17 protein-coding genes are annotated in these 20,459 nt (G+C 71.8%); 4 read left to right on the top strand and 13 right to left on the bottom strand.

Annotation, left to right across the window (positions count from 1 at the left end):
* Window positions 1–121 precede the first annotated feature (121 nt).
* Complete coding sequence (locus ACZ6KF_RS08170; RefSeq protein WP_356636130.1) at window positions 122–1,126, top strand: sigma-70 family RNA polymerase sigma factor; 1,005 nt, start codon at window positions 122–124, stop codon at window positions 1,124–1,126.
* Here ACZ6KF_RS08170 and ACZ6KF_RS08165 read toward each other — a convergent pair.
* On the bottom strand, window positions 1,019–1,363 hold the full coding sequence (locus ACZ6KF_RS08165) for an STAS domain-containing protein (protein ID WP_469157469.1): 345 nt from the start codon (window positions 1,361–1,363) through the stop codon (window positions 1,019–1,021). The genes ACZ6KF_RS08170 and ACZ6KF_RS08165 overlap by 108 nt on opposite strands.
* A 317-nt stretch (window positions 1,364–1,680) precedes the next feature.
* On the opposite strand from ACZ6KF_RS08165, the gene ACZ6KF_RS08160 reads away from it, so the two are divergent.
* Window positions 1,681–2,601, top strand: coding sequence for an AEC family transporter (locus ACZ6KF_RS08160; protein WP_469237755.1), 921 nt, complete (start codon window positions 1,681–1,683; stop codon window positions 2,599–2,601).
* 205 nt (window positions 2,602–2,806) lie between these two features.
* On the opposite strand, the gene ACZ6KF_RS08155 is transcribed toward ACZ6KF_RS08160, so the two are convergent.
* The 12 genes from ACZ6KF_RS08155 to ACZ6KF_RS08100 all read right to left on the bottom strand — a co-directional run bounded on the left by ACZ6KF_RS08155 (window position 2,807) and on the right by ACZ6KF_RS08100 (window position 17,855).
* Window positions 2,807–4,090, bottom strand: coding sequence for a thymidine phosphorylase (locus tag ACZ6KF_RS08155; protein ID WP_356636124.1), 1,284 nt, complete (start codon window positions 4,088–4,090; stop codon window positions 2,807–2,809).
* A 70-nt stretch (window positions 4,091–4,160) separates the two neighbouring features.
* The gene (locus ACZ6KF_RS08150) at window positions 4,161–4,562 is read right to left on the bottom strand and encodes a cytidine deaminase (protein ID WP_356636122.1); all 402 of its coding nucleotides are present in this window, start codon (window positions 4,560–4,562) and stop codon (window positions 4,161–4,163) included.
* Window positions 4,559–5,836 carry an ABC transporter permease gene (locus tag ACZ6KF_RS08145; protein WP_469157470.1) on the bottom strand — a complete coding sequence of 426 codons (1,278 nt, stop codon included), beginning with the start codon at window positions 5,834–5,836 and terminating at the stop codon, window positions 4,559–4,561. The genes ACZ6KF_RS08150 and ACZ6KF_RS08145 overlap by 4 nt, the downstream gene beginning before the upstream one ends.
* Entirely contained in the window at window positions 5,833–6,957 is a 1,125-nt protein-coding gene (locus ACZ6KF_RS08140; RefSeq protein WP_356636118.1) for an ABC transporter permease, read from the bottom strand. The genes ACZ6KF_RS08145 and ACZ6KF_RS08140 overlap by 4 nt, the downstream gene beginning before the upstream one ends.
* Window positions 6,957–8,561 carry an ABC transporter ATP-binding protein gene (locus ACZ6KF_RS08135; RefSeq protein WP_356636170.1) on the bottom strand — a complete coding sequence of 535 codons (1,605 nt, stop codon included), beginning with the start codon at window positions 8,559–8,561 and terminating at the stop codon, window positions 6,957–6,959. Before ACZ6KF_RS08135 ends, ACZ6KF_RS08140 begins: the two co-directional genes overlap by 1 nt.
* A 161-nt stretch (window positions 8,562–8,722) precedes the next feature.
* Entirely contained in the window at window positions 8,723–9,772 is a 1,050-nt protein-coding gene (locus ACZ6KF_RS08130) for a BMP family lipoprotein (protein ID WP_356636116.1), read from the bottom strand.
* Window positions 9,773–10,075: 303 nt separating this feature from the next.
* Window positions 10,076–11,122 carry a BMP family lipoprotein gene (locus tag ACZ6KF_RS08125; RefSeq protein WP_469237753.1) on the bottom strand — a complete coding sequence of 349 codons (1,047 nt, stop codon included), beginning with the start codon at window positions 11,120–11,122 and terminating at the stop codon, window positions 10,076–10,078.
* 318 nt (window positions 11,123–11,440) lie between these two features.
* On the bottom strand, window positions 11,441–12,673 hold the full coding sequence (locus tag ACZ6KF_RS08120) for a M20 family metallopeptidase (RefSeq protein WP_356636168.1): 1,233 nt from the start codon (window positions 12,671–12,673) through the stop codon (window positions 11,441–11,443).
* A 443-nt stretch (window positions 12,674–13,116) separates the two neighbouring features.
* The gene (locus ACZ6KF_RS08115) at window positions 13,117–14,181 is read right to left on the bottom strand and encodes a hypothetical protein (RefSeq protein WP_356636112.1); all 1,065 of its coding nucleotides are present in this window, start codon (window positions 14,179–14,181) and stop codon (window positions 13,117–13,119) included.
* A 70-nt stretch (window positions 14,182–14,251) separates the two neighbouring features.
* Window positions 14,252–15,190: an N-acetylneuraminate synthase family protein gene (locus tag ACZ6KF_RS08110; RefSeq protein ID WP_356636111.1), complete on the bottom strand. Its 939-nt coding sequence runs from the start codon at window positions 15,188–15,190 to the stop codon at window positions 14,252–14,254.
* Between the two features lie 14 nt (window positions 15,191–15,204).
* Window positions 15,205–16,467, bottom strand: a complete 1,263-nt coding sequence (locus ACZ6KF_RS08105; protein ID WP_469157471.1) for a cytidylyltransferase domain-containing protein — start codon at window positions 16,465–16,467, stop codon at window positions 15,205–15,207.
* Between the two features lie 41 nt (window positions 16,468–16,508).
* Complete coding sequence (locus tag ACZ6KF_RS08100; protein WP_356636107.1) at window positions 16,509–17,855, bottom strand: DUF6716 putative glycosyltransferase; 1,347 nt, start codon at window positions 17,853–17,855, stop codon at window positions 16,509–16,511.
* Window positions 17,856–18,052: 197 nt separating this feature from the next.
* Between ACZ6KF_RS08100 and ACZ6KF_RS08095 the strand changes: the two genes are divergently transcribed.
* Together ACZ6KF_RS08095 and ACZ6KF_RS08090 are read left to right on the top strand one after the other, a co-directional pair.
* Window positions 18,053–19,039, top strand: coding sequence for a glycosyltransferase family 2 protein (locus ACZ6KF_RS08095; protein ID WP_469237750.1), 987 nt, complete (start codon window positions 18,053–18,055; stop codon window positions 19,037–19,039).
* Window positions 19,039–20,370, top strand: a complete 1,332-nt coding sequence (locus tag ACZ6KF_RS08090; protein ID WP_469237748.1) for an alpha-2,8-polysialyltransferase family protein — start codon at window positions 19,039–19,041, stop codon at window positions 20,368–20,370. The genes ACZ6KF_RS08095 and ACZ6KF_RS08090 overlap by 1 nt, the downstream gene beginning before the upstream one ends.
* Window positions 20,371–20,459 lie beyond the last annotated feature (89 nt).

Here is a 20,459-nt window from a genome sequence, read left to right as displayed (position 1 = left end):
CCGGCAGGTCGGTGACCTGCCGGTTCCCCCACTCCGGGGGCCATTGTCAGTGGGCTGCGGTAGCTTCCGAAGTGCTGACGCAACGGCGCATCACAGGAATGGCCACAGGGGTGGGTGGACGATGAGCAACACCGCGACCACGACGGAACTCGACGAGGCACTGGAGAAGTACCGGGTCGAGCTGACCGGGTACTGCTACCGCATGCTCGGTTCCGCCTTCGAGGCGGAGGACGCGGTCCAGGACACCCTGGTCCGCGCCTGGCGCAGCTACGACAAGTTCGAGGGCCGCTCCAGTCTGCGCTCGTGGCTGTACCGGATCGCGACGAACGTCTGCCTGGACCTGCTGAACGCGGGCAACAAGCGCGCCCGGCCGATGGATCTGACCGAGTCGACCCCGCTCGCGCAGGCGGCCCTGTCGCCGCGCCCGGACCACACCTGGCTGGAGCCGATGCCCGACACCCGCGTCCTGCCGTCCGTCGCCGACCCCGCGGAGGCGGCGGTCGCCAAGGAGTCGGTACGGCTCGCGTTCATGGCGGCGCTCCAGCAGCTGCCGCCCAAGCAGCGGGCGGTGCTGATCCTGCGGGAGGTGCTGGCGTGGAAGGCGAACGAGGTGGCCGAACTGCTCGGCACCTCGGTCGCCTCCGTCAACAGCGCCCTGCAGCGGGCCCGGGCGACGCTCGCGGAGCAGAAGGACAAGGGCGCCGACGCGGTGGTCTCGGGCTCGCTCGACGAGGAGCACCAGAAGCTGCTGGAGCGCTATGTCGCCGCCTTCGAGGGCTACGACATGACGGCGCTGACGGCGCTGCTGCACGAGGACGCCATCATGACGATGCCGCCGTTCGACCTGTGGCTGACCGGCCCGGCGGACATCACCGGCTTCATGACGACGATGGGCGCCTCCTGCGCCGGTTCCCGGCTGGTGCCCGTGCAGGTCAACGGCCTGCCCGGATTCGCGCACTACAAGCCGGACCCGGAGTCGGACGGCTTCGTCCCGTGGGCGATCCAGGCGCTGGAGATCTCAGACGGCCGGATCACCGGGTTCCACAACTTCCTCGACACGCAGCGCTGGTTCCCGCTGTTCGGCCTGCCCCTCCGTCTCGAAGCTGAGGCCGACCAGGTCGAGTAGCGCGCGCAGCGCCGGGTCGGGGTCGCGCAGCCGGATCCGCCCGCCGGCCCGCCGTGCGGTCAGCTGGAGCCGCGCCAGCAGGTCCACGGCGGCCAGGCCCGGCGGCCCGAGCCCGCCGACGTCGCAGACCACGACCGGCGCCCCGGTGGCGCCGAGCAGGGACCGCACCTCGTCGCAGAGCCCCGTCACCTCGTCCCGGGTGACGGGGCCGGCGAGCACGATCTCGGCAGGGGTCATGGCGTCCACGGTGCGGTAGACCGTGCCGGACGGCGGAACTCATCGGCGTCGGGCGGCCGAGGGAGCCAGAGCGGTCACGAGGATCAGAGGGCCAGAGGGCTGGGGGATCAGGGGCCAGAGGGCCAGAGGGCCGGGGGGCCAGAGGGCCGGGGGGCCAGAGGGCCGGGGGGCCAGAGGACCGGGGGGCCAGGAGGGCCAGGAGGGCCGTCGAGGATCACATTGACCCGCGGCCCTCCCGGCCCGGAGGGTGGGTGCATGCCCCACCGATCTTGGCCGCCCGCACCGTCCGACGCCGCCCGAGCCGACGCGGAGACGCCGTGCAGGGGGTGCTGAGCGGGTACGCGGTGATCGCCGTCGTGATCGCCGTGGGCTACGCCATCGGGCGGCGCGGCCACCTCGGGGAGCAGGGCAGCGAGGTCCTGACCCGGCTGGCGTTCCATGTGGCGTCGCCGTGCCTGCTCTTCACGACGCTGGCGGGCGCCGACCTGTCGGTGGTCTTCTCGAGCCGGCTGCTGGTCACCGCGCTGAGCATGGCGGCGGTGGCGTCCGTCTTCGTCGCCGTGGGCGTCGTACGGCACTGGGGCGTGGGCCGCACCACGATCGGCGCCCTGTGCGCCGGTTACGTCAACTCCGGCAACCTCGGCATCCCGATAGCCGTGTACGTCCTGGGCGACGCCTCGCTCGTCGCCCCGGTGCTGCTGTTCCAGCTCGTCGGGATCACCCCGTTCGCCCTCACCGTCCTCGACCTGACGTCGGACGGCCCGCGACGCCCGCTGTGGCAGCGGCTGCTGACCCCGCTGCGCAACCCGATAGCGGTGGGCTCGCTCACCGGCGTGGCGGCGTCCGCGACGGGCCTGGAGATGCCGGGCCCCCTGATGGACCCGCTGACCCTGATCGGCAACATGTCGGTCCCCGCGGTGCTGCTGGCCTTCGGCATCACCCTGCGCGGCAGCAGCCTCCCGCTGCGCGGCGCGGAACGGGCCCCGGTCCTGCTCGCCGTGGCCCTCAAGTCCTTCGCCCAGCCCCTGGTGGCCTGGGCCCTGGCATCGGCGGTCTTCGGCCTGCGCGGCGCGGCCCTGCTCGACGTGGTGGTGACGTCGGCCCTCCCGGCGGCGCAGAACCTGTTCACGTACGCGAGCAGCTACCGCGTCGGCGAGGTCCTGGCCCGCGAGGCGATCCTGCTGTCGACGGTGCTGGCGGTGCCGGTGCTGGTCGTGGTGGCGGCGGTGCTGGGGTGAGGTCGGCCGACGGGGAATTCGCCGGTGTCGATGACGAGGCCGAAGGGGGCCGGGAGGACGAGGGGTTCGCCGAACGCGACGGTGCTCAGGGGGCGGGACGTCGCGGGAGCAGGTGACACGGTCGGTGCGTCGCCGTTTCCCGGCATGCCGAACGGGACCGACGGAGGTCCGCCGGTCCCGTTCACCCGTACGAGGAAACCGCAGGTCAGGCGATACGTTCCAGCACCACCGGGGACGGCGTCCACGCCGTCCCCTCGGGCGCCACGTCGTAGGAGCCCTCGACCGCCTCCAGGGCGTACGCGAACCGCTCGGGCGTGTCCGTGTGCAGGGTCAGCAGGGGCTGGCCCGCGCGGACCGTGTCGCCGGGCTTGGCGTGCAGTTCGACGCCCGCGGCGGCCTGCACCGGGTCCTCCTTGCGGGCGCGGCCGGCGCCGAGGCGCCAGGCGGCGATGCCGATGCCGTAGGCGTCCAGGCGGGTGAGGACGCCGGAGGCGCCGGCCGTGACGACGTGCTGCTCGCGCGACGTCGGCAGCGGGGCGTCCGGGTCGCCGCCCTGGGCCGCGATCATCCGGCGCCACACGTCCATCGCGGAGCCGTCGGCCAGGGCCTTCGCCGGGTCGGCGTCCTTGATCCCGGCCGCGTCGAGCATCTCGCGGGCGAGCGCGAGGGTCAGTTCCACGACGTCGGCGGGGCCGCCGCCCGCGAGGACCTCCACCGACTCGCGGACCTCCAGGGCGTTGCCCGCGGTGAGGCCGAGCGGGGTCGACATGTCGGTCAGGAGCGCGACCGTCCTGACGCCGTGGTCCGTGCCCAGGCCGACCATGGTGGAGGCCAGCTCACGGGCGTCCTCGATGGTCTTCATGAACGCGCCGGTGCCGACCTTCACGTCCAGGACCAGGGAGCCCGTACCCTCCGCGATCTTCTTGGACATGATGGAGGAGGCGATCAGGGGGATGGCCTCGACCGTGCCGGTGACGTCGCGCAGGGCGTAGAGCTTCTTGTCGGCGGGGGCGAGGCCGTCGCCCGCCGCGCAGATCACGGCGCCGACGCCGTCGAGGACGCTCAGCATCTCCTCGTTGGAGAGCAGGGCCCGCCACCCGGGGATGGACTCCAGCTTGTCCAGCGTGCCGCCGGTGTGGCCGAGGCCCCGGCCCGAGAGCTGGGGGACGGCCGCGCCGCAGGCGGCGACGAGGGGGGCGAGCGGCAGGGTGATCTTGTCGCCGACGCCTCCGGTGGAGTGCTTGTCGGCGGTCGGGCGGGACAGCGCCGAGAAGTCCATGCGCTCGCCCGAGGCGATCATCGCGGCCGTCCAGCGGGCGATCTCCCGCCGGTTCATGCCGTTGAGCAGGATCGCCATGGCGAGCGACGACATCTGCTCGTCGGCGACCTCGCCGCGGGTGTACGCGTCGATCACCCAGTCGATCTGCTCGTCGCCGAGTTCGCCGCGGTCCCGCTTGGTGCGGATGACGGAGATGGCGTCCATGGCCATGACTTTCCTTCCGACGTTCTGAAGAAAGTGCGCGGCCCCTCCGAGGCGGTTCGGAGGGGCCGCACGGGAGTTACCCGGCGAGATGGTCCGGGCCGAAGGCCTGGGGCAGCATCCGCGAGAGCGGCAGGATTCCCGCCGGGGTCTCCAGCAGCAGGTCCGGTCCGCCGAACTCGTACAGCAGCTGCCGGCACCGGCCGCACGGGACGAGGATCTCGCCGCGGCCGTCCACGCAGGTGAAGTGCGTCAGCCGACCGCCCCCGGTGCGCTGCAGCTCGGAGACCAGCCCGCACTCGGCGCACAGCCCGAGGCCGTAGGAGGCGTTCTCGACGTTGCAGCCGGAGACGGTGCGGCCGTCGTCGACCAGGGCCGCGACCCCGACCGGGTATCCGGAGTACGGCGCGTAGGCGTGGGACATCGCCTCGCGCGCCAGCGCGCGCAGCGCCTCCCAGTCGACGCCGGCCGCCGCCGTCACTTGCCCTGCCCCTTCCGGTACGGCAGTCCGTCCGCCTTGGGCATCCGCAGCCGCTGCGCCGACAGGGCCAGCACGACCAGCGTGATGACGTACGGCGTGGCGGAGACGACCTGGTTGGGGACCTCGTTGGTGCCGGCGTACCAGGCGAAGACCAGGGCGCCGACGACCAGGGTGATCACCGCGTGGACGAACTTCTTGCGCACCGCCAGCCAGATGGCGCCGATGAGCAGCAGGAGCGCGCCGAGCAGCAGCAGGGCGTGGACGTTCTCGGAGCCGCCGCGCAGGTTGAGGCTGTCGGTGTAGCCGAACAGGCCGGCGCCCAGGGCGAGGCCGCCCGGCATCCAGTTGCCGAAGATCATCGCCGCGAGGCCGATGAAGCCGCGGCCGCTGACCTGGCCCTCCAGATAGAACGGGTTGGCCACGATGGACAGGAAGACGCCGCCGAGGCCGGCCAGACCACCGGAGATGATCACGGCCAGGTACTTGTACTTGTAGACGTTGACGCCGAGCGACTCGGCCGCGACCGGGTTCTCGCCGCAGGAGCGCAGCCGCAGACCGAACGCGGTGCGCCACAGGATCCACCAGGAGGCGGGGACCAGCGCGACGGCGATGAGGGTCAGCCAGGACACGTTGGTGACCAGGCCGCCGAGCAGGCCGGCGATGTCCGAGACGAAGAACCAGCCCTTGGCGTTGAGGTCCCGCAGCCCGTCGGAGAGCCCGGGCACGGTGAAGTGGCCGAGGGACTCCACCGCCGGGGACTGCTTGGCGGAGCCGCCCTGGTGGCCCTCGAAGGCGAGGGGCGCGAGGTAGCGGGTGGCGCCGAGGGCGAGGATGTTGATCGCCACGCCGGAGACGATGTGGTTGACGTTGAAGGTGACGGTGACGAAGGCGTGCAGCAGGCCGCCGATCGCGCCGCCGAGGATGCCGACGAGGACGCCGGTCCACGGGCCCCACTGGAATCCGGCCCAGGCGCCGAACCAGGTGCCGAGGATCATCATGCCCTCGAGGCCGATGTTGACGACGCCCGCCCGCTCGGCCCACAGGCCGCCGAGGCCGGCGAGGCCGATGGGCACCGCGAGCTGGAGGGCCGTGGACATCTGGCTGACGTTGGTGATGCCGTCCGCGCCGGTGATGATGCGCACCAGCGAGGTCAGCGCCAGGGCGCCGGCGATCACCAGGAGCAGCACCGGCAGCGACATCCGGCGGCCGGTCGGGGCCGCGGGCTGCAGTGTGGGCTGGTTGACGTCGAGCGCCGAGGTCTGCGAGGCGGTCATCGGCCAGCCACCTCCTTCTTGGTGTTGTCGGTGGCGCCGAGGACGTTCCCGGCGGCCAGCTCGGCGCCCACCCGGCGCTGCTGGCGGCGCAGGCCCCACTCGCGGACGGCCTCGTAGGAGACGACCACGGACAGGACGATCAGGCCCTGCATGATGACCGCGATCTCCTTGTCGTAGTCGTGGAAGTCCAGCTCGGGCGAGGCCTTGTCGAGCCAGGCCCACAGCAGGGCGGCGAAGGCGATGCCGGTGGGGTTGTTCCGGCCGAGCAGGGCGATGCCGATGCCGAGGAAGCCGATGCCGGTGGGGAAGTTGAGGTTGTAGGTGTGGCTGGCGCCGAGCAGGATCGGCAGGCCCGCGAGTCCGGCGACGCCGCCGGAGATCAGCATGGCGGTGAGCACCATGCGCTTGGGGTCGACGCCGCTGGCGGTGGCGGCGGTCTCGGAGGCGCCGGAGGCGCGCAGGTCGAAGCCGAAGCGGGTGCGGTTGAGGACGACCCAGTAGCCGACGCCGAGCAGGGCGGCGAGGACGACCAGGCCGTAGATCTCGCCGGCCGCGCCCATGTCGATGCCGGGCACCCAGCCGGACTCGTGCATCTCGCCGGTGGTGTTGTTGTTGCCGACCTTGACGCCGAAGACGTCCGGCAGCCACAGGTAGGCGATCACCGAGGTGGCGATGGCGTTGAGCATGATCGTGGCGACGACCTCGCTGACGCCGCGGGTGATCTTCAGGACGCCCGCGACGCCGGACCAGAAGGCGCCGGTGAGGACGGCGGTCAGCAGCAGCAGGGGGATCTGCACGACCGCGGGCAGGTCCATGCGGGCGCCGACGATCGCGGCCATCATGGCGGCGAGCTGGTACTGGCCGTCGACGCCGATGTTGAACAGGTTCATCCGGAAGCCGATGGCCACCGCGAGCGCCGCGATGTAGTACATCGACGCCTGGTTGACGATGCGCACCTGGACGTCGGAGAAGCCGGCCTGCTCGAACATGATCGTGAACGGCTCGACCGGGTTCTTGCCCGAGGCGAGCAGCACGATCGCGCTGAGCAGGAAGGCCACGGCGAGCGCGATGACCGGCCCGGCCAGGGCGAGGAGTACGCGCTCCTTGTCGAACTTCTTCATCAGCGGGCCTCGTCTTCCGCGTCCGCGCCGCCGGACGGCGGTTCTTCGTGTTCGAGGTGGCCGGTGGCGGCGCCGGTCATGGCGGTGCCCAGCTCCTCGGGGGTGATGGACGCCGGGTCGGCGTCGGCGACCAGCCTGCCGTTGTAGATCACGCGCAGCGTGTCGGACAGGCCGATCAGCTCGTCCAGGTCGGCGGAGATCAGCAGCACGGCCAGGCCCTCGCGGCGGGCCTCCCGGATGTGGTCCCAGATGGCCGCCTGGGCGCCGACGTCCACACCGCGGGTGGGGTGGGCGGCGATCAGGAAGCGCGGCTTGTGGCTCATCTCCCGGCCGACGATCAGCTTCTGCTGGTTGCCGCCGGAGAGCGAGGCGGCGGTGACGTCGATCCCGGGGGTGCGGACGTCGTACGTCTCGACGATCCGGCGGGTGTCCTCCTGGGCGGCCTTCGGGTCCAGCCAGATGCCCTTGGCGTTGGGCTTCTCGGTGACATGGCCGAGGATGCGGTTCTCCCAGAGGGGGGCCTCCAGCAGCAGGCCGTGGCGGTGGCGGTCCTCGGGGATGTAGCCGATGCCCTGCTCACGGCGCTTGCGGGTGGCCCAGGCGGTGATCTCCTCGCCGGCCAGCCGGATGGTGCCGGAGTCGGCGTGGCGCAGGCCGATGAGGGCGTCGACCAGCTCGGTCTGGCCGTTGCCCTCGACGCCGGCGATGCCCAGGACCTCGCCCGCGTGGATGGTGAAGCTGATGTCGTCCAGCAGGGCCTTGCCGCCGGGGGCCGCCAGGCGCAGCTTGTCGACGGTGATGACGGGGCGGTCGGTGACCGTCGACTCCGCCGTCTCCGGCGTCGGCAGCTCGCTGCCCACCATCATCTCGGCCAGCCTGCGCGGCGTCGTCTCGGCGGGGACGGCCGTGCCGACGGTCGTGCCGCGCCGGATGACGGTGATGTCGTCGGCGACGGAGAGGACCTCGCCCAGCTTGTGGGAGATGAAGATGACCGACAGGCCCTCGGACTTCAGCTCGCGCAGGTTGTCGAAGAGCGCGTCGACCTCCTGCGGCACCAGGACGGCCGTCGGCTCGTCGAGGATCAGGATGCGGGCGCCGCGGTAGAGGACCTTGAGGATCTCCACGCGCTGGCGGGCGGCGACGCCGAGCTCCTCGACCAGCAGGTCGGGGCGGACGTCGAGGCCGTAGCGGTCGGAGATCTCCTCGATCCTCCGGCGGGCCTTGGCGCCGATGCCGTACAGCTTCTCGCTGCCGAGCACCACGTTCTCGAGCACCGTGAGGTTGTCGGCGAGCATGAAGTGCTGGTGGACCATGCCGATGCCGCGGGCGATGGCATCGGCCGGGGAGGAGAAGGCGACCTGCTCGCCGTCGACGGCGATGGTGCCCTCGTCCGGCTTCTGCATGCCGTAGAGGATCTTCATCAGCGTCGACTTGCCGGCGCCGTTCTCGCCGACGAGGGCGTGGACGGTGCCCTTGCGGACGCTGAGGTGGATGTCGTGGTTGGCCACGACGCCCGGGAAACGCTTGGTGATCCCGGCGAGTTCGACGGCGGTCTGCTGACCGTTGACCGCCGCTCCGGCCGGAGGGCTGCTGGACGCGTTGATGGCGCACTCTCCTGGGGACGGGGGTCGTCTACGCGCGTAGCGCCCCTACGGCATTCAAAGGGGCCGGCGCACCCCCGACGACGGGGTACGGGGAGCGGCCTCCCCGTACCCCGCCCGGCGACGCAACCCCGCGGTTACACGCTGCTCGAGGTACTGCTCGGTCAGCTGCTCCTGACCTTGATCTCGCCGCTGGTGATCTTCTCCTTGGCCGTCTCGATGGCTTCCTGGAGCTCGGCATCGTCCGCGAACTCGGGGTGGGAGTCCGAGAGGCCGACCTCGCCCGACTTCAGATCGCCCCTGACGATACCGGTCTCGGGCTTGCCGTCCTCGACCGACTTCGCCAGGTTGTAGACCGCCTTGGCGACGTCCTTCATCGCCGAGGTGAGGATGGAGTCCTTGTACTTGGCGAGGGCTTCCTGCCGGTACTGGTCGGAGTCGACGCCGATCGCCCACACCTTGTTGGCGGCGGCCGCCTCGATCACGCCCTGACCGGACAGACCGGCCGCCGCGTACACGACGTCGGCCTTCTTCTCGATCTGGCCCTCGGCGGCGGTCCTGCCCTTGTCCGGGCTGGAGAAGCCGCCCTCCTCCGCCGTCTGGGTGAGGTACTGCGAGAGCACCTTCACCTTCGGGTCGGTGTCCTTGACACCCTGCTCGAAGCCCGCCTGGAACTTGTGGATCAGCGGGATGTCCACGCCGCCCACGAAGCCCACGACGTTCGTCTCGGTGCTCTTGGCGGCGGCGACGCCGGCCAGGTACGAGGCCTGCTCCTCGGAGAAGACCAGGTCCGCGACGTTGTCCGCCTCGACCGTGGAGTCGTCCACGATGCCGAAGGTGGTGTCCGGGAACTCGGCCGCGGCCTCCTTGACGGCCGGCGCGTAGGCGTAGCCGACGCCGATCACCGGGTTGTGGCCCTGGCGGGCCAGCGACATCAGGCGCTGCGCCTTGTCGGCGTCCGTCTCGCCCTCGGTGGGCTCGACGTCGGCGGTCTCGTAGCCGAACTCCTTCTTCGCCCGCTCCAGGCCCGCGTACGCGGCGTCGTTGAAGGACTGGTCGCCCTTGCCGCCGACGTCGTACGCGATGGCGAGGCCCTTGTCGCCCTTCGACTCCGAGGACGTCCCCTCGGTGGAGGTGCCGCCGCAGGCGGAGAGGGTGAGGGCGAGGGATGCGGTCGCTGCGCCTGCGACCGCGAGGCGGGAAACCCGGCGCATGTGTGGTGCTCCTGTCGTACGGGATCGCCAAGCGCGGGACGGATGCGCCGACGCTGGCTTCGCCGCAGATTAACGCGCGTAGACCTCCCCGGAAAACCCTTCTGTCCACCTTGTTATGCGCCCGTGGCCAACGCCACTCCGAGCCGTGGCCGGGGGGTTGCCGGGTGCGAACGAGAGGTGGCGGTGGGTGATTTCCGAGGGGTTCCTTTGCGCCCGCCCGCCAAGCGGAACGGGCGGGCGCCGGTGTGGCGCCCGCCCGTTCCGGCGGTTGTGCACAGGACCCGAGGGGTCCTTGGCGAGGGACTACTCCGTCTTCACCGTGATGGAGCCGTCGATGATGCCTTCCTTCGCCTTGTTCACGGCGTCCTGGAGGCCTGCGATCTCGGCGAACTTCGGGTTGCTCTCGGCGAGGCCGACGCCGTTCACCTTCAGGTCGAAGGTCTGGGTGCCGGTCAGCGGCTTGTCGTCCTGGACGGACTTGGCCAGGGCGTACACCGCGCCGCCGACGTCCTTGAGGGCGGAGGTGAGGATGTAGTCCTTGTACGCCGCGAGGGCTTCCTGCTGGTACTGGTCGGAGTCGACGCCGATCGCCCAGACCTTGGCCTTGGCGGCGGCCTCGATGACGCCCTGACCGGACAGGCCGGCCGCCTGGTAGACGACGTCGGCCTTCTTCTCGATCTGGCCCTCGGCGGCGGCCTTGCCCTTGTCGGGGCTGGAGAAGCCGCCCTCCTCCGCGGTCTGGGTCAGGTACTGCGAGACGACCTTGACCTTGCCGCCGCTGGTGTCCTGGACGCCCTGCTGGTACCCGGCCTCGAACTTGTGGATCAGCGGAATGTCCACGCCGCCCACGAAGCCGACGGTGTTGGTCTTGGTGGCCTTGGCGGCGGCGACGCCGGCCAGGTACGAGGCCTGCTCCTCGGCGAAGACCAGGGAGGCGACGTTCTCGCCCTCGACCACGGAGTCGACGATGCCGAAGGTGGTGTCCGGGTAGTCCTTGGCCACGGCCTCCATCGCGGGGCCGTAGGCGAAGCCGACGCCGATGACCGGGTTGTAGCCCTGCTTGGCGAGGGAGGCCAGACGCTGTTCCTTGTCGGCGTCGGTCTCGCCCTCGGTGGGCTCGATGTCGGCGGTCTTGTAGCCGAACTCGTCCGCGGCCTTCTTCAGGCCGGCGTAGGCGGCGTCGTTGAAGGACTGGTCGCCCTTGCCGCCGATGTCGTACGCGATGGCGAGGCCGAGGTCTTCCTTGCCCTCGCCGCCGCCCTCACTGCTGGTGCCGCCACAGGCGGTCGCCGCCAGCGCCAGCGACGCGACCCCCACCGCGACGCGGGTCAGTTTGGATATCCGACGCATCTGAAGTTTCCCCATTCTCAGCAGCCCCGCAGTGGGTGCTCGGTTCGGCGCACATTAACGCGCGTAGACACTCCTGGGAACGGGGTTCTGCGTGGCCGTTATCCATTCGTGCCGATGGCCGGTTACGGGCTCGTGAACCACCGTCTCGAAAGGTGTGCATGGGACACGCATCCCCTGCGTCCCTCACTCTGCGTACATCTGCGAACCACGCTCCCCCGGCTGCTCGCGCGGCGCAACCGGGCCGTGGCGGAAGGGGTACCCGGCCCGGCGCGTCCCTACCGCCCCGCTCCTTTCGCGACCGCCCCGCTCTCGTCGCGCCTATCGCGCGTCCAGCAGCGCGGCGGCCGTGAACAGCTCCACACCGACCCTGATGGCGGACTCGTCCACGTCGAAGTCACCCTGGTGCAGGTCGCGCGGGGTCAGCTCGCCGGGCGCGCGGACGCCGAGGCGGGCCATCGCGCCGGGCACCTGCTGGAGGTACCAGGAGAAGTCCTCGCCGCCGAGGCTCTGCTCGGTGCCCTCGACCGACTCGGGGCCGCGGCGGGCGGTCATGGCCTCGCGCAGCAGTTCGGTGGTGCGGGACTCGTTGACGACGGGCGGGACGCCGCGGACGTAGGTGATCTCCGACTTGGCGCGGTGCAGGCCGGCCACCTCGTCGACCGCCGCGTGGACGACGTCGGGGGCCTGGCGCCAGGCGTCGATGTCCAGGCAGCGGACCGTGCCGGACAGCTCGGCGTGCTGCGGGATGACGTTGGGGGCGTGCCCGGACTCGATGCGGCCCCAGGTCAGCGCCAGTCCGCTGCGGGTGTCGACGCGGCGGGCGATCAGCGCGGGCACGTCGGTGACCACGCGGGCGACGGCGGTGACGAGGTCGGTGGTGAGGTGGGGGCGGGCGGTGTGGCCGCCGGGGCCGTCCAGGGCGATCTCGACGCGGTCGCAGGCCGAGGTGATGGGGCCCTCGCGCAGGCCGACGCGGCCGGCGTCGACGCGGGGGTCGCAGTGCACGGCGACGATGCGGCCCACGCCGCGCAGGGCGCCGTCCTCGATGGCGGCGACGGCGCCGCCGGGCAGGACCTCCTCGGCGGGCTGGAAGATCAGCCGGACCGGGCGGGGCAGCAGCCCCCGCCGGTGCAGGTCGGCGAGGACGAGGCCGGTGCCGAGGACGACGGTGGTGTGGACGTCGTGGCCGCAGGCGTGCGCGCGGTCGGGCACGGTGGAGCGGTACGGGCAGTCCGTCTTGGCGTCCGGAATGGGCAGGGCGTCGATGTCGGCGCGCAGGGCGAGCATGCCGGGGCCGTCGGTCCATTCGGCGTCCGCCTCGAGACCGACGTCACAGATCAGTCCGGTGCCGCCGGCCAGCACGCGCGGCTTGAGGCCCGCCTTCTCCAGGCGGCCCTTGATCGCGGCGGTGGTGCGGAACTCCTGGTTGCCGAGTTCGGGGTGCATGTGCAGGTCGCGGCGGAAGGCGACCAGCTCCGCGTACAGCGCGTCGGGCAGCTCGCCCGGCAGCACGGTTTCCACGACTCGGTCGGCGTCGGACTCCAGTGACATCAGTTGCTTCACCCTCTGAAGGGTAGGACGCCCGGCCGGCCAACTGTCCCGAGATCAACGAACTTCAGCCCGTCGGGCGAAGAAAACCTGGCCGGCGGACGCGTAGGCGTCGGTCGGAGTGGGTAAAATCGGGCGGCTTCCGCGCGGAGCCGCGGTCGGGATCGACCCACTCCTCCACGCATACCACGCCCCACCCCTCCCACGCGCATCCGTTCGGCCGACGGATGCGTCACACACGGCTCGGCTCACCGGTGGCGTGCGGGCGTCGCGTGTGCCGTGTCACGTCGCGCACGGCACGGCACGTGTCCGGCACGCGGGTCGCAGGACGCGCGTCACGGCGCCCGGGTCGCACCGAGCGCAGGGCCGTGCGTCACGCCCTGCGGCCGGCCGTGCGTCACGCCCCGCGTCCCGCCGCCGCGGCCGTCGTCCCGGGAGCCCCCGCGTCAGACCGCCCGCACCGCCGAGAGCCGGTGCACGTCGCGCGCCGTGTCCGTCACCCCGTTCAGGAACCCCTGCGCCCGGGGCGACGCCGTGTGGGTGAGCCACTGGGGGTCGATGTCGCAGACGGCGACCCGCACGTCCGTGCCGGCCAGCGCCAGCGGCAGGGTGTGGACCACCGTGGAGGGAAAGCTCAGGATCGTCCGTCCGACCGGGCCGCGGCGGGCGATCAGCTCCAGCGGGAGGTCGGGGCGGACGACCTCCAGGCCGGTCTCCAGCGCCAGCCGGTGCAGCTTCTCGGTGCTCTCCCGGCGATGCGCGAAGTAGCGGCGCGCGCCGTGCGTCCTGGCGAGGGCGCCCACCGCCTCGATGTAGCGGTCCACGTCCACCACCCCCGTCTCCACCAGCGACGTGCCGACCATGTCGGCGCCCCTGGTGATCCGCGGCGGCCCGAAGCGGGCGCGGGTCCAGGAGAAGTCGTTCGCGGTGACCGTCACCCCGTCCGGCGCCTCCTCGATGGGCATGGAGGAGAAGATGCCGACCCGGCGGGCGGCGCCCGGGGTCAGCCGGCGCCGGGCCGCGGAGGACACCGGCGCGAACAGCAGGTCGCGCGGGCCCTGCCGGCGCCCCTTGCGGTGCCAGCGCACGAGTCGCTCGCCGCGGGCCAGCTGGGTGACGAACTCCATGGTGGCCGTGCCGTCGTCCACGACGACCAGCTCGCGGGCGCGCGTGATGGTCAGCAGCAGTTGCACGTAGCGGGAGAACGGATCGCCCATGACGATCCGTTCCGCCCGCCGCAGCAGCCCCACGAGGCCCCCGATCGTCCGGAAGGGAGCCGACGCGCCGCCGCGCGCCTCCTCCCAGCGGACGTCGCAGCCCTCCCGCCGCGCCAGCTCCGCCATCCGGCGCAGCTGCCCGCGGGTCATCGGGTCGACGGGCGAGAGGACCACCAGCGTGAGCCCCGCACCGGGCGCGTGGACATGCGCCCACTCCAGCACGTTCAGCAGCTGTACCGGACTCTCGACGAAGGCGAGAGACGTGGGGCCGGCATTCCCGGCGCGGGGGCTCATCGGCGTACGACCGTCCCGTGGTAGGGCGTTGTGGGGTTGTGGTGGTGCGTCAGACCCGGATCGGACCGGATCAGACCTGGACGGGCTCGCCCGCGGCCGCGGCGATCTCGGCCTCGGCGACGACGCCCTGGACGCGGCGCAGCTTCTTCATCGGGCCCAGCTCGGACTCGTAGACCTTCTTGACGCCGTCGCCGAGGGAGGACTCGATGATGCGGATGTCGCGGACGAGGCGCGCGAGGCCCTGCGGCTCCACGGAGGCGGCCTGGTCGGAGCCCCACATCGCGCGGTCGAGGGTGATGTGGCGCTCGACGAAGGTGGCGCCGAGGGCGACGGCGGCGAGCGTGGTCTGCAGGCCGGTCTCGTGGCCGGAGTAGCCGATCGGGACGTTCGGGTACTCCTTCTCCAGCGTGTTGATCACGCGGAGGTTCAGCTCCTCGGCCTTGGCCGGGTAGGTGGAGGTGGCGTGGCAGAGCAGGATGTTGTCGCTGCCGAGGACCTCGACCGCGTGGCGGATCTGCTTCGGCGTCGACATGCCGGTGGAGAGGATGACCGAACGGCCGGTGGCGCGCAGCGCCTTCAGCAGCTCGTCGTCGGTGAGGGAGGCGGAGGCCACCTTGTGGGCGGGGACGTCGAACTTCTCCAGGAAGGCGACGGCCTCGGTGTCCCACGGCGAGGCGAACCAGTCGATCCCCTTCTCCTTGCAGTACGCGTCGATCTGGCGGTACTCGTCCTCGCCGAACTCCACGCGGTGGCGGTAGTCGATGTAGGTCATCCGGCCCCAGGGGGTGTCGCGCTCGATGTCCCACTGGTCGCGCGGGGTGCAGATCTCGGGCGTGCGCTTCTGGAACTTGACCGCGTCGCATCCGGCCTCGGCGGCCACGTCGATGAGCTTGAAGGCGTTCTCCAGCTCGCCGTTGTGGTTGATGCCGATCTCGCCGCAGATGTAGACGGGCTTGCCGGGGCCGACCTCGCGGGTACCGAAGGTGCGCAGGCGGGAGTTGGTGCTCATGGCAGGAACTTTCCTTAACTGGTGAGGGGGTCGAGAGAGTCGAGAGAGGGTCCGAGGATCCAGCCGGCGATCTCTCGGATCGCGCCGTCGCCACCGGGGAGGGTGGTGACCGCGCGTGCGGCGCCGCGTACGACGTCGTGGGCGCTGGCGACCGCGACCGGCCAGCCGACGAGCGCGAAGCACGGCAGGTCGTTGACGTCGTTGCCGGCGTAGAGCACGCGCTCCGGCGCGATGCCCTGTTCCTCGCACCACTGCTTCAGCGCGAGGTCCTTGCGGTCGACGCCGTGCAGGACCGGGATCTTGAGCTTCCGGGCCCGGGCGGCGACCACCGGGTTCTGTTCCGTGGACAGGATGAGCAGCTTCAGGCCGCTGCGCCGGAGGGCAGCGATGCCGAGGCCGTCCCCGCGGTGCACGGAGACGAACTCCCGTCCGTCGGCGTCGATCGACACCCGGTCGTCCGTCTGGGTGCCGTCGAAGTCGAGTACGACCGCGTCGATGTCGTCGGCGGTCGGCAGGGCGCCGGGGCGGTCCGCGTCGAACAGCGGCGCGAGGGCCCGGGCGCGGGCGAGGTCGTGCGGGTCGTCGATCTCCAGCACCCGGGCGGGGTCGGTGCGGACGAGTTCGGTACGGCCGAAGAAGCGGTGCTGGTGGGTGCGGAAGCCGGCCGCGTCCATCGCGTAGGCGGCGCCGGTCTCCAGCAGGTCCTGGGGGCGGTCCTGGCGGCGGGGGCGGAACGACTTGTCGTGGTTGACGCCGTAGCCGCCGGAGTGTCCGGCCGCCTCGCCCTCGGCGGCCTCGCCGTCGGCGTCGCGCCAGATGAAGCCGTGGAAGGGGGCGACGGTGACGGCCGTGTCGGCGCCGTTCTCGGCGACCGCGGCGGCGACGCCGTCGACGTCCTCGCGGACCAGGAACGGGCTGGTGCACTGGACGAGCAGGACCACGTCGACCGGGGAGCCGTGCAGCGCCTCGTGGGCGTCCATGGCGTGCAGCACGGCCGCCTCGGAGGTGGCGGTGTCCCCGGCGATGGCGGCCGGGCGCAGCACGACCTCGGCGCCGGCCGCGCGGGCGGCGGCGGCGATCGCCTGGTCGTCGGTGGAGACGACGACGTCGGTGACCAGCCGGGAGGCCAGGCACTCGCGCACCGCGCGGGCGACCAGCGGCACGCCGCCGACGGGCGCGAGGTTCTTCGCGGGCACGCCCTTGGAGCCGCCGCGCGCGGGAATCACCGCGAGCACGCGGCGCACCGTCGCGCCGTGGCCCGCTTCCGGGTGGGACATGGTCTGGACTCCTTGACGTGCGTGTTCGGGGAGTGTGCGGCTCACAGCTCCCCCATCCGCCGGATGACGGGCGCGACCCGCTGGACGCCGTGCCGGTAGGCGCCGCGTGCGGCGCGGCGCACTATCTGCCGGACGGGGCCGGGCTCCCTGTCGTGGGCGGGGGCGCCCGGCAGCGGGGTGCCGTCGGGGCCGAGGTGGTGGCGGGCGAGGATGCCGGGCAGATAGCCGGGGGCGGTCGCCGGGGTGTAGTACGGCGTCAGCGGCGGCAGTCCGCCTGGCTGGCCGAGCAGCTTGGCGATCCGCTCGCGGGCGGCGTCGAAGGCCGTCTCGTAGGTACCGTCGGCGGCGACGCCCTGCCGGGCGACCCAGTCGGCGTCGGGCACGGGGCGGTGGCCCTCGTCGAGCCGGTCCCAGGAGGCGAGGCAGCCGGAGCCGACGAAGTGGTGGTTGCCGAGCACCTCGCGCACGCCGAGGTCGGTGAGGACGACGGTGGGGATGCTGCGGTGCAGGGACTCGAGGGCGGCGGTGGAGCTGACGGTGACCAGCAGGTCGGTGCGGTCCAGGACCTCGCCCATGTTGCCGTACACCAGGTGGAAGTTGGACGGCAGGTCGTGACGCTGCGCCAGCTTCTGGTACGGCAGTTCCTCGATGTGGGTGGTGTGCTCGCCGGGCTTGGACCGGAGCTTGAGCAGCACCTCGCGCTCGGGGTGCAGACGCGCGTGCTGCACCAGGCGGTTGAGCAGGTAGGTCCGGTCCCTGCGGGTGTCCGGGACGGAGGGCTGGGCGGCGAAGACGACCGTGTAGGGGTCGTGCTCTCCGGTGTACTTCGCGCCGCCCAGGAACGGCAGTGCCACCTCGGTGACCGCGGAGGAGTCGGCGCCCACTCCGTCGTACACCGCGCGGAAGCGTTCGGCGTCCTGGCGGGAGTTGGCGAGGACCAGGTCGGCGCCGTGGCGCAGCAGCAGTCCGTCGGCGAGCTTCTCGTAGACCACGCCGACGTAGCCGGTGACGACGACGGGCCGGTGCGGCCGGTCCTCCCACACCCGCTTCAGGCCGTGCAGCATCGCCTGCACGCCGCCCCCGACGAGGGAGAGCACCAGCACGTCGTAATCCTCCTGCGCCATGGTGCGCAGGAATTCGACGGCGGTGACCTCCTTCAGGGAATCGGCGCGCACGCCCACCTCGGCCAGCTGCCGGGGCGTCGGCGTGGCCCGGCCGCGCAGCAGAAAGCCGTCCAGCACGGGGGCGACTTGCGTCGCGCCGTCCGCTGCGGCTTCCATGGTCGGGCCCGGAACGATGCGTTCCGCGGTCAGCGCACCCCATTTCCACCGGGTGTCCGAATCCGCGAGTACGGCGATCCGCGTGGGCTTCGTTGTACTTGATGGCACACCCAAGACGCTAGTCCCGATTCCTAGTTACAGCCCAACCCCGTCTCAACGAAAAGTTAACAGAAGCCCACCGAGAGCCGAACCGGCTCGCGCGAGCCCAGGAAGTACACGGGATGCACCGTACCGACACACCCAGTTCACCCTCCGTACCCCGAATGGAAAGTTCCGCATCCGGGCCCCCTTCTAGGCTTTCGCAGGTGCCAAAGCTTTCCGTGATCGTGCCGTTCTACAACGTCCAGCAATACGCCCCGGACACCCTGAGAAGCCTGCGCGCGAATGCCCGGCCGGACTTCGAGTTCGTGCTGGTCGACGACCGCTCGAAGGACGAGACGCCGGCCATTCTCGAACGCGGGGCCGAGGAACTCTCCGACGTCGCACAGGTGCGCTATATCCGGCGAGAGGAAAACGGAGGACTCGCCACCGCCCGCAACACGGGCCTGGACGCGGCCCGGGGCGAATACCTGACCTTCCTCGACGGCGACGACTGGCTCGCGCCGGGCTATCTCGAACAGCTGGTGACCGCGCTGGAGGAACTGGGCTGCGACTTCGTGCGCACGGACCATGTGCGGGCCACCGCGCGGGCGCGCAGCGTGCACCGCGCCCCGGTCGGCCTGCGCGGCGAGGTGCTCAGCCCCCGTGAGGCGATCCTGCCCTTCGACCGGACCACGTCCGTGGACTACCCCTACGCCTGGGCGGGCGCCTATCACCGCCGGCTGCTGGACAAGGGGCTGCTGCACTTCACGGACGGACTGCGCACGGCCGAGGACCGGCCGTGGATCTGGAAGCTGCACCGCGAGGCCGAGTCGTTCGCCGTGCTGAGCCTGCTCGGCGTGTTCTACCGCCGCGGCGTGGCCGGCTCCCTCACCCAGATCGGCGACGTGCGCCAGCTGGACTTCATCCGCGCCTTCGACCAGGTCGTCGAGGAGACGGCCGCCGACCCGGAGGCGGAGCGGCTGCTGCCGAAGGCGGTGCGCACCTACTGTGCGATCATCGCGCACCACCTGTCGGAGATCGACAAGTTCGAGCCGGCCGTGGCCAAGCAGCTGCGCATCATGAGCGCGGCGGCCATGAAGCGGATGCCGCAGGACGCGCTCGGCGAGGTGCTCGACACGATGGACCTGCGGCGCGCCGCCAAGCTGCGGCGGCTGCGACGAAGGATCACCCCGGCGAAGGCGGCTGCCTGATGTCCCGTACGACCCAGATCTTCTGCGTCTCGACGCTGTTCGGCGCCGCCACCCTGGCCGCCGCGATCGACTCCGAGCGCTTCCCGGACGCGGACCGCCGGATCCTGCTGGTGTGCAACAACGCCGCGAACCCGGAGACCACCCCGTCGGTGGACGCGATGCCGGGCTTCGCCACCCTGCGCGACCGCTTCGACGACGTCGTCTCCTTCAACGAGGCGATCCGCCCCTTCCATCCGGGCGCCTGGTCGCCGCGCTCGGACGACCTCCCGCTGTTCGAGCGCTATCTGCGGCTGCTGTGGAACCTGGGCGACGGCCGGGTGGAGCTGGTGCTGGAGTCCATCCAGGTCAACCCTGCCCTGGCCGTGGCGCAGGTCTTCACCGGCGCGCCCGTCGACGTCTACGCCGACGGGCTGATGAGCTACGGCCCCACCCGCAACAAGCTCGACCCGCTGATCGGCACCCGGGTGCGGCGGCTGCTCCACCTGGACCTGGTGCCGGGACTGACCCCGCTGCTGCTCACCGAGTTCGGCGTGCCGGCCGAGGTGGTGCCGACCGACGCCTTCCTGAAGGTGATGAGCGCGCTGACCGGCACCGCGGAAAACCTGCCCCCGCTGCCCGCCGACGCGGCCCTGCTGCTGGGCCAGTACCTGTCCGCGCTGGGCATCCTCTCCCCCGAGGAGGAGGAGGAGCTGCACGTCGAGATGTTGAGGGGCGCCGCCGCGCGCGGCCACCGCGCGGTCGTCTTCAAGCCGCACCCGACCGCGCCGCCCCGCTACAGCCGCGCCCTGGAGACCGAGGCGGACCGGCTCGGCGTGGAACTGACGGTGCTGGACACCCCGGTGCTCGCCGAGGTGCTGTTCGAGAAGGCGCAGCCGGCGCTCGTGGCCGGCTGCTTCTCCACCGCCCTGTTCACGGCGTCCGCGCTCTACGGCCTCCCGGTCGCCCGCATCGGCACCGAGCGCCTCCTGGACCGGCTCACGCCCTACCAGAACAGCAACCGCGTCCCGGTCACCCTGGCCGACGCGCTGCTGCCCGACCTGGAGCGGCCCGAGGGCGAGGAGCCGCTCGACGGCGAACTGCTCGGCGCGCTGCTGCCCGCGGTCGGCTACACGATGCAGCCGCAGGTCCAGCCGGCCCTGCGCCCGGCGGCGGAGGCGTTCCTGTCCGAGCACCTCGGCCCGCGCACCCGGCGCTACTTCAAGAAGCGCCGGCTCACCGCGCTCGGCCTGCCCGGCGGCATCCCGGAGCGGCTGTCGTTCCTGCCGCACAACTCGACGGCCCGCCGGGTGGCACGGCGGGTGAAGGCGCTGAAGAAGGCGGTACGGCGCTGACGGAGCCGTCCGGCACGGGGCGCCGTCCGGCACGGGGCGCCGTCCGGCACGGGGCGCCGTGCGGCGGGGCGCCGTGCCGGACGGCCGAG

This window comes from Streptomyces sp. NPDC046379, assembly GCF_055587785.1.
This window is presented reverse-complemented; position numbering and strand designations above follow the sequence as displayed.

Excerpts from the sequence above, each read along its gene's own strand:
- ACZ6KF_RS08170 (WP_356636130.1), top strand. The coding sequence starts at position 122 with ATGAGCAACACCGCGACCACGACGGAACTCGACGAGGCACTGGAGAAG.
- ACZ6KF_RS08165 (WP_469157469.1), bottom strand. The coding sequence starts at position 1,363 with ATGACCCCTGCCGAGATCGTGCTCGCCGGCCCCGTCACCCGGGACGAG.
- ACZ6KF_RS08155 (WP_356636124.1), bottom strand. The coding sequence starts at position 4,090 with ATGGCCATGGACGCCATCTCCGTCATCCGCACCAAGCGGGACCGCGGC.
- ACZ6KF_RS08145 (WP_469157470.1), bottom strand. The coding sequence starts at position 5,836 with ATGACCGCCTCGCAGACCTCGGCGCTCGACGTCAACCAGCCCACACTG.
- ACZ6KF_RS08140 (WP_356636118.1), bottom strand. The coding sequence starts at position 6,957 with ATGAAGAAGTTCGACAAGGAGCGCGTACTCCTCGCCCTGGCCGGGCCG.
- ACZ6KF_RS08130 (WP_356636116.1), bottom strand. The coding sequence starts at position 9,772 with ATGCGCCGGGTTTCCCGCCTCGCGGTCGCAGGCGCAGCGACCGCATCC.
- ACZ6KF_RS08125 (WP_469237753.1), bottom strand. The coding sequence starts at position 11,122 with ATGCGTCGGATATCCAAACTGACCCGCGTCGCGGTGGGGGTCGCGTCG.
- ACZ6KF_RS08120 (WP_356636168.1), bottom strand. The coding sequence starts at position 12,673 with ATGTCACTGGAGTCCGACGCCGACCGAGTCGTGGAAACCGTGCTGCCG.
- ACZ6KF_RS08115 (WP_356636112.1), bottom strand. The coding sequence starts at position 14,181 with ATGAGCCCCCGCGCCGGGAATGCCGGCCCCACGTCTCTCGCCTTCGTC.
- ACZ6KF_RS08110 (WP_356636111.1), bottom strand. The coding sequence starts at position 15,190 with ATGAGCACCAACTCCCGCCTGCGCACCTTCGGTACCCGCGAGGTCGGC.
- ACZ6KF_RS08105 (WP_469157471.1), bottom strand. The coding sequence starts at position 16,467 with ATGTCCCACCCGGAAGCGGGCCACGGCGCGACGGTGCGCCGCGTGCTC.
- ACZ6KF_RS08090 (WP_469237748.1), top strand. The coding sequence starts at position 19,039 with ATGTCCCGTACGACCCAGATCTTCTGCGTCTCGACGCTGTTCGGCGCC.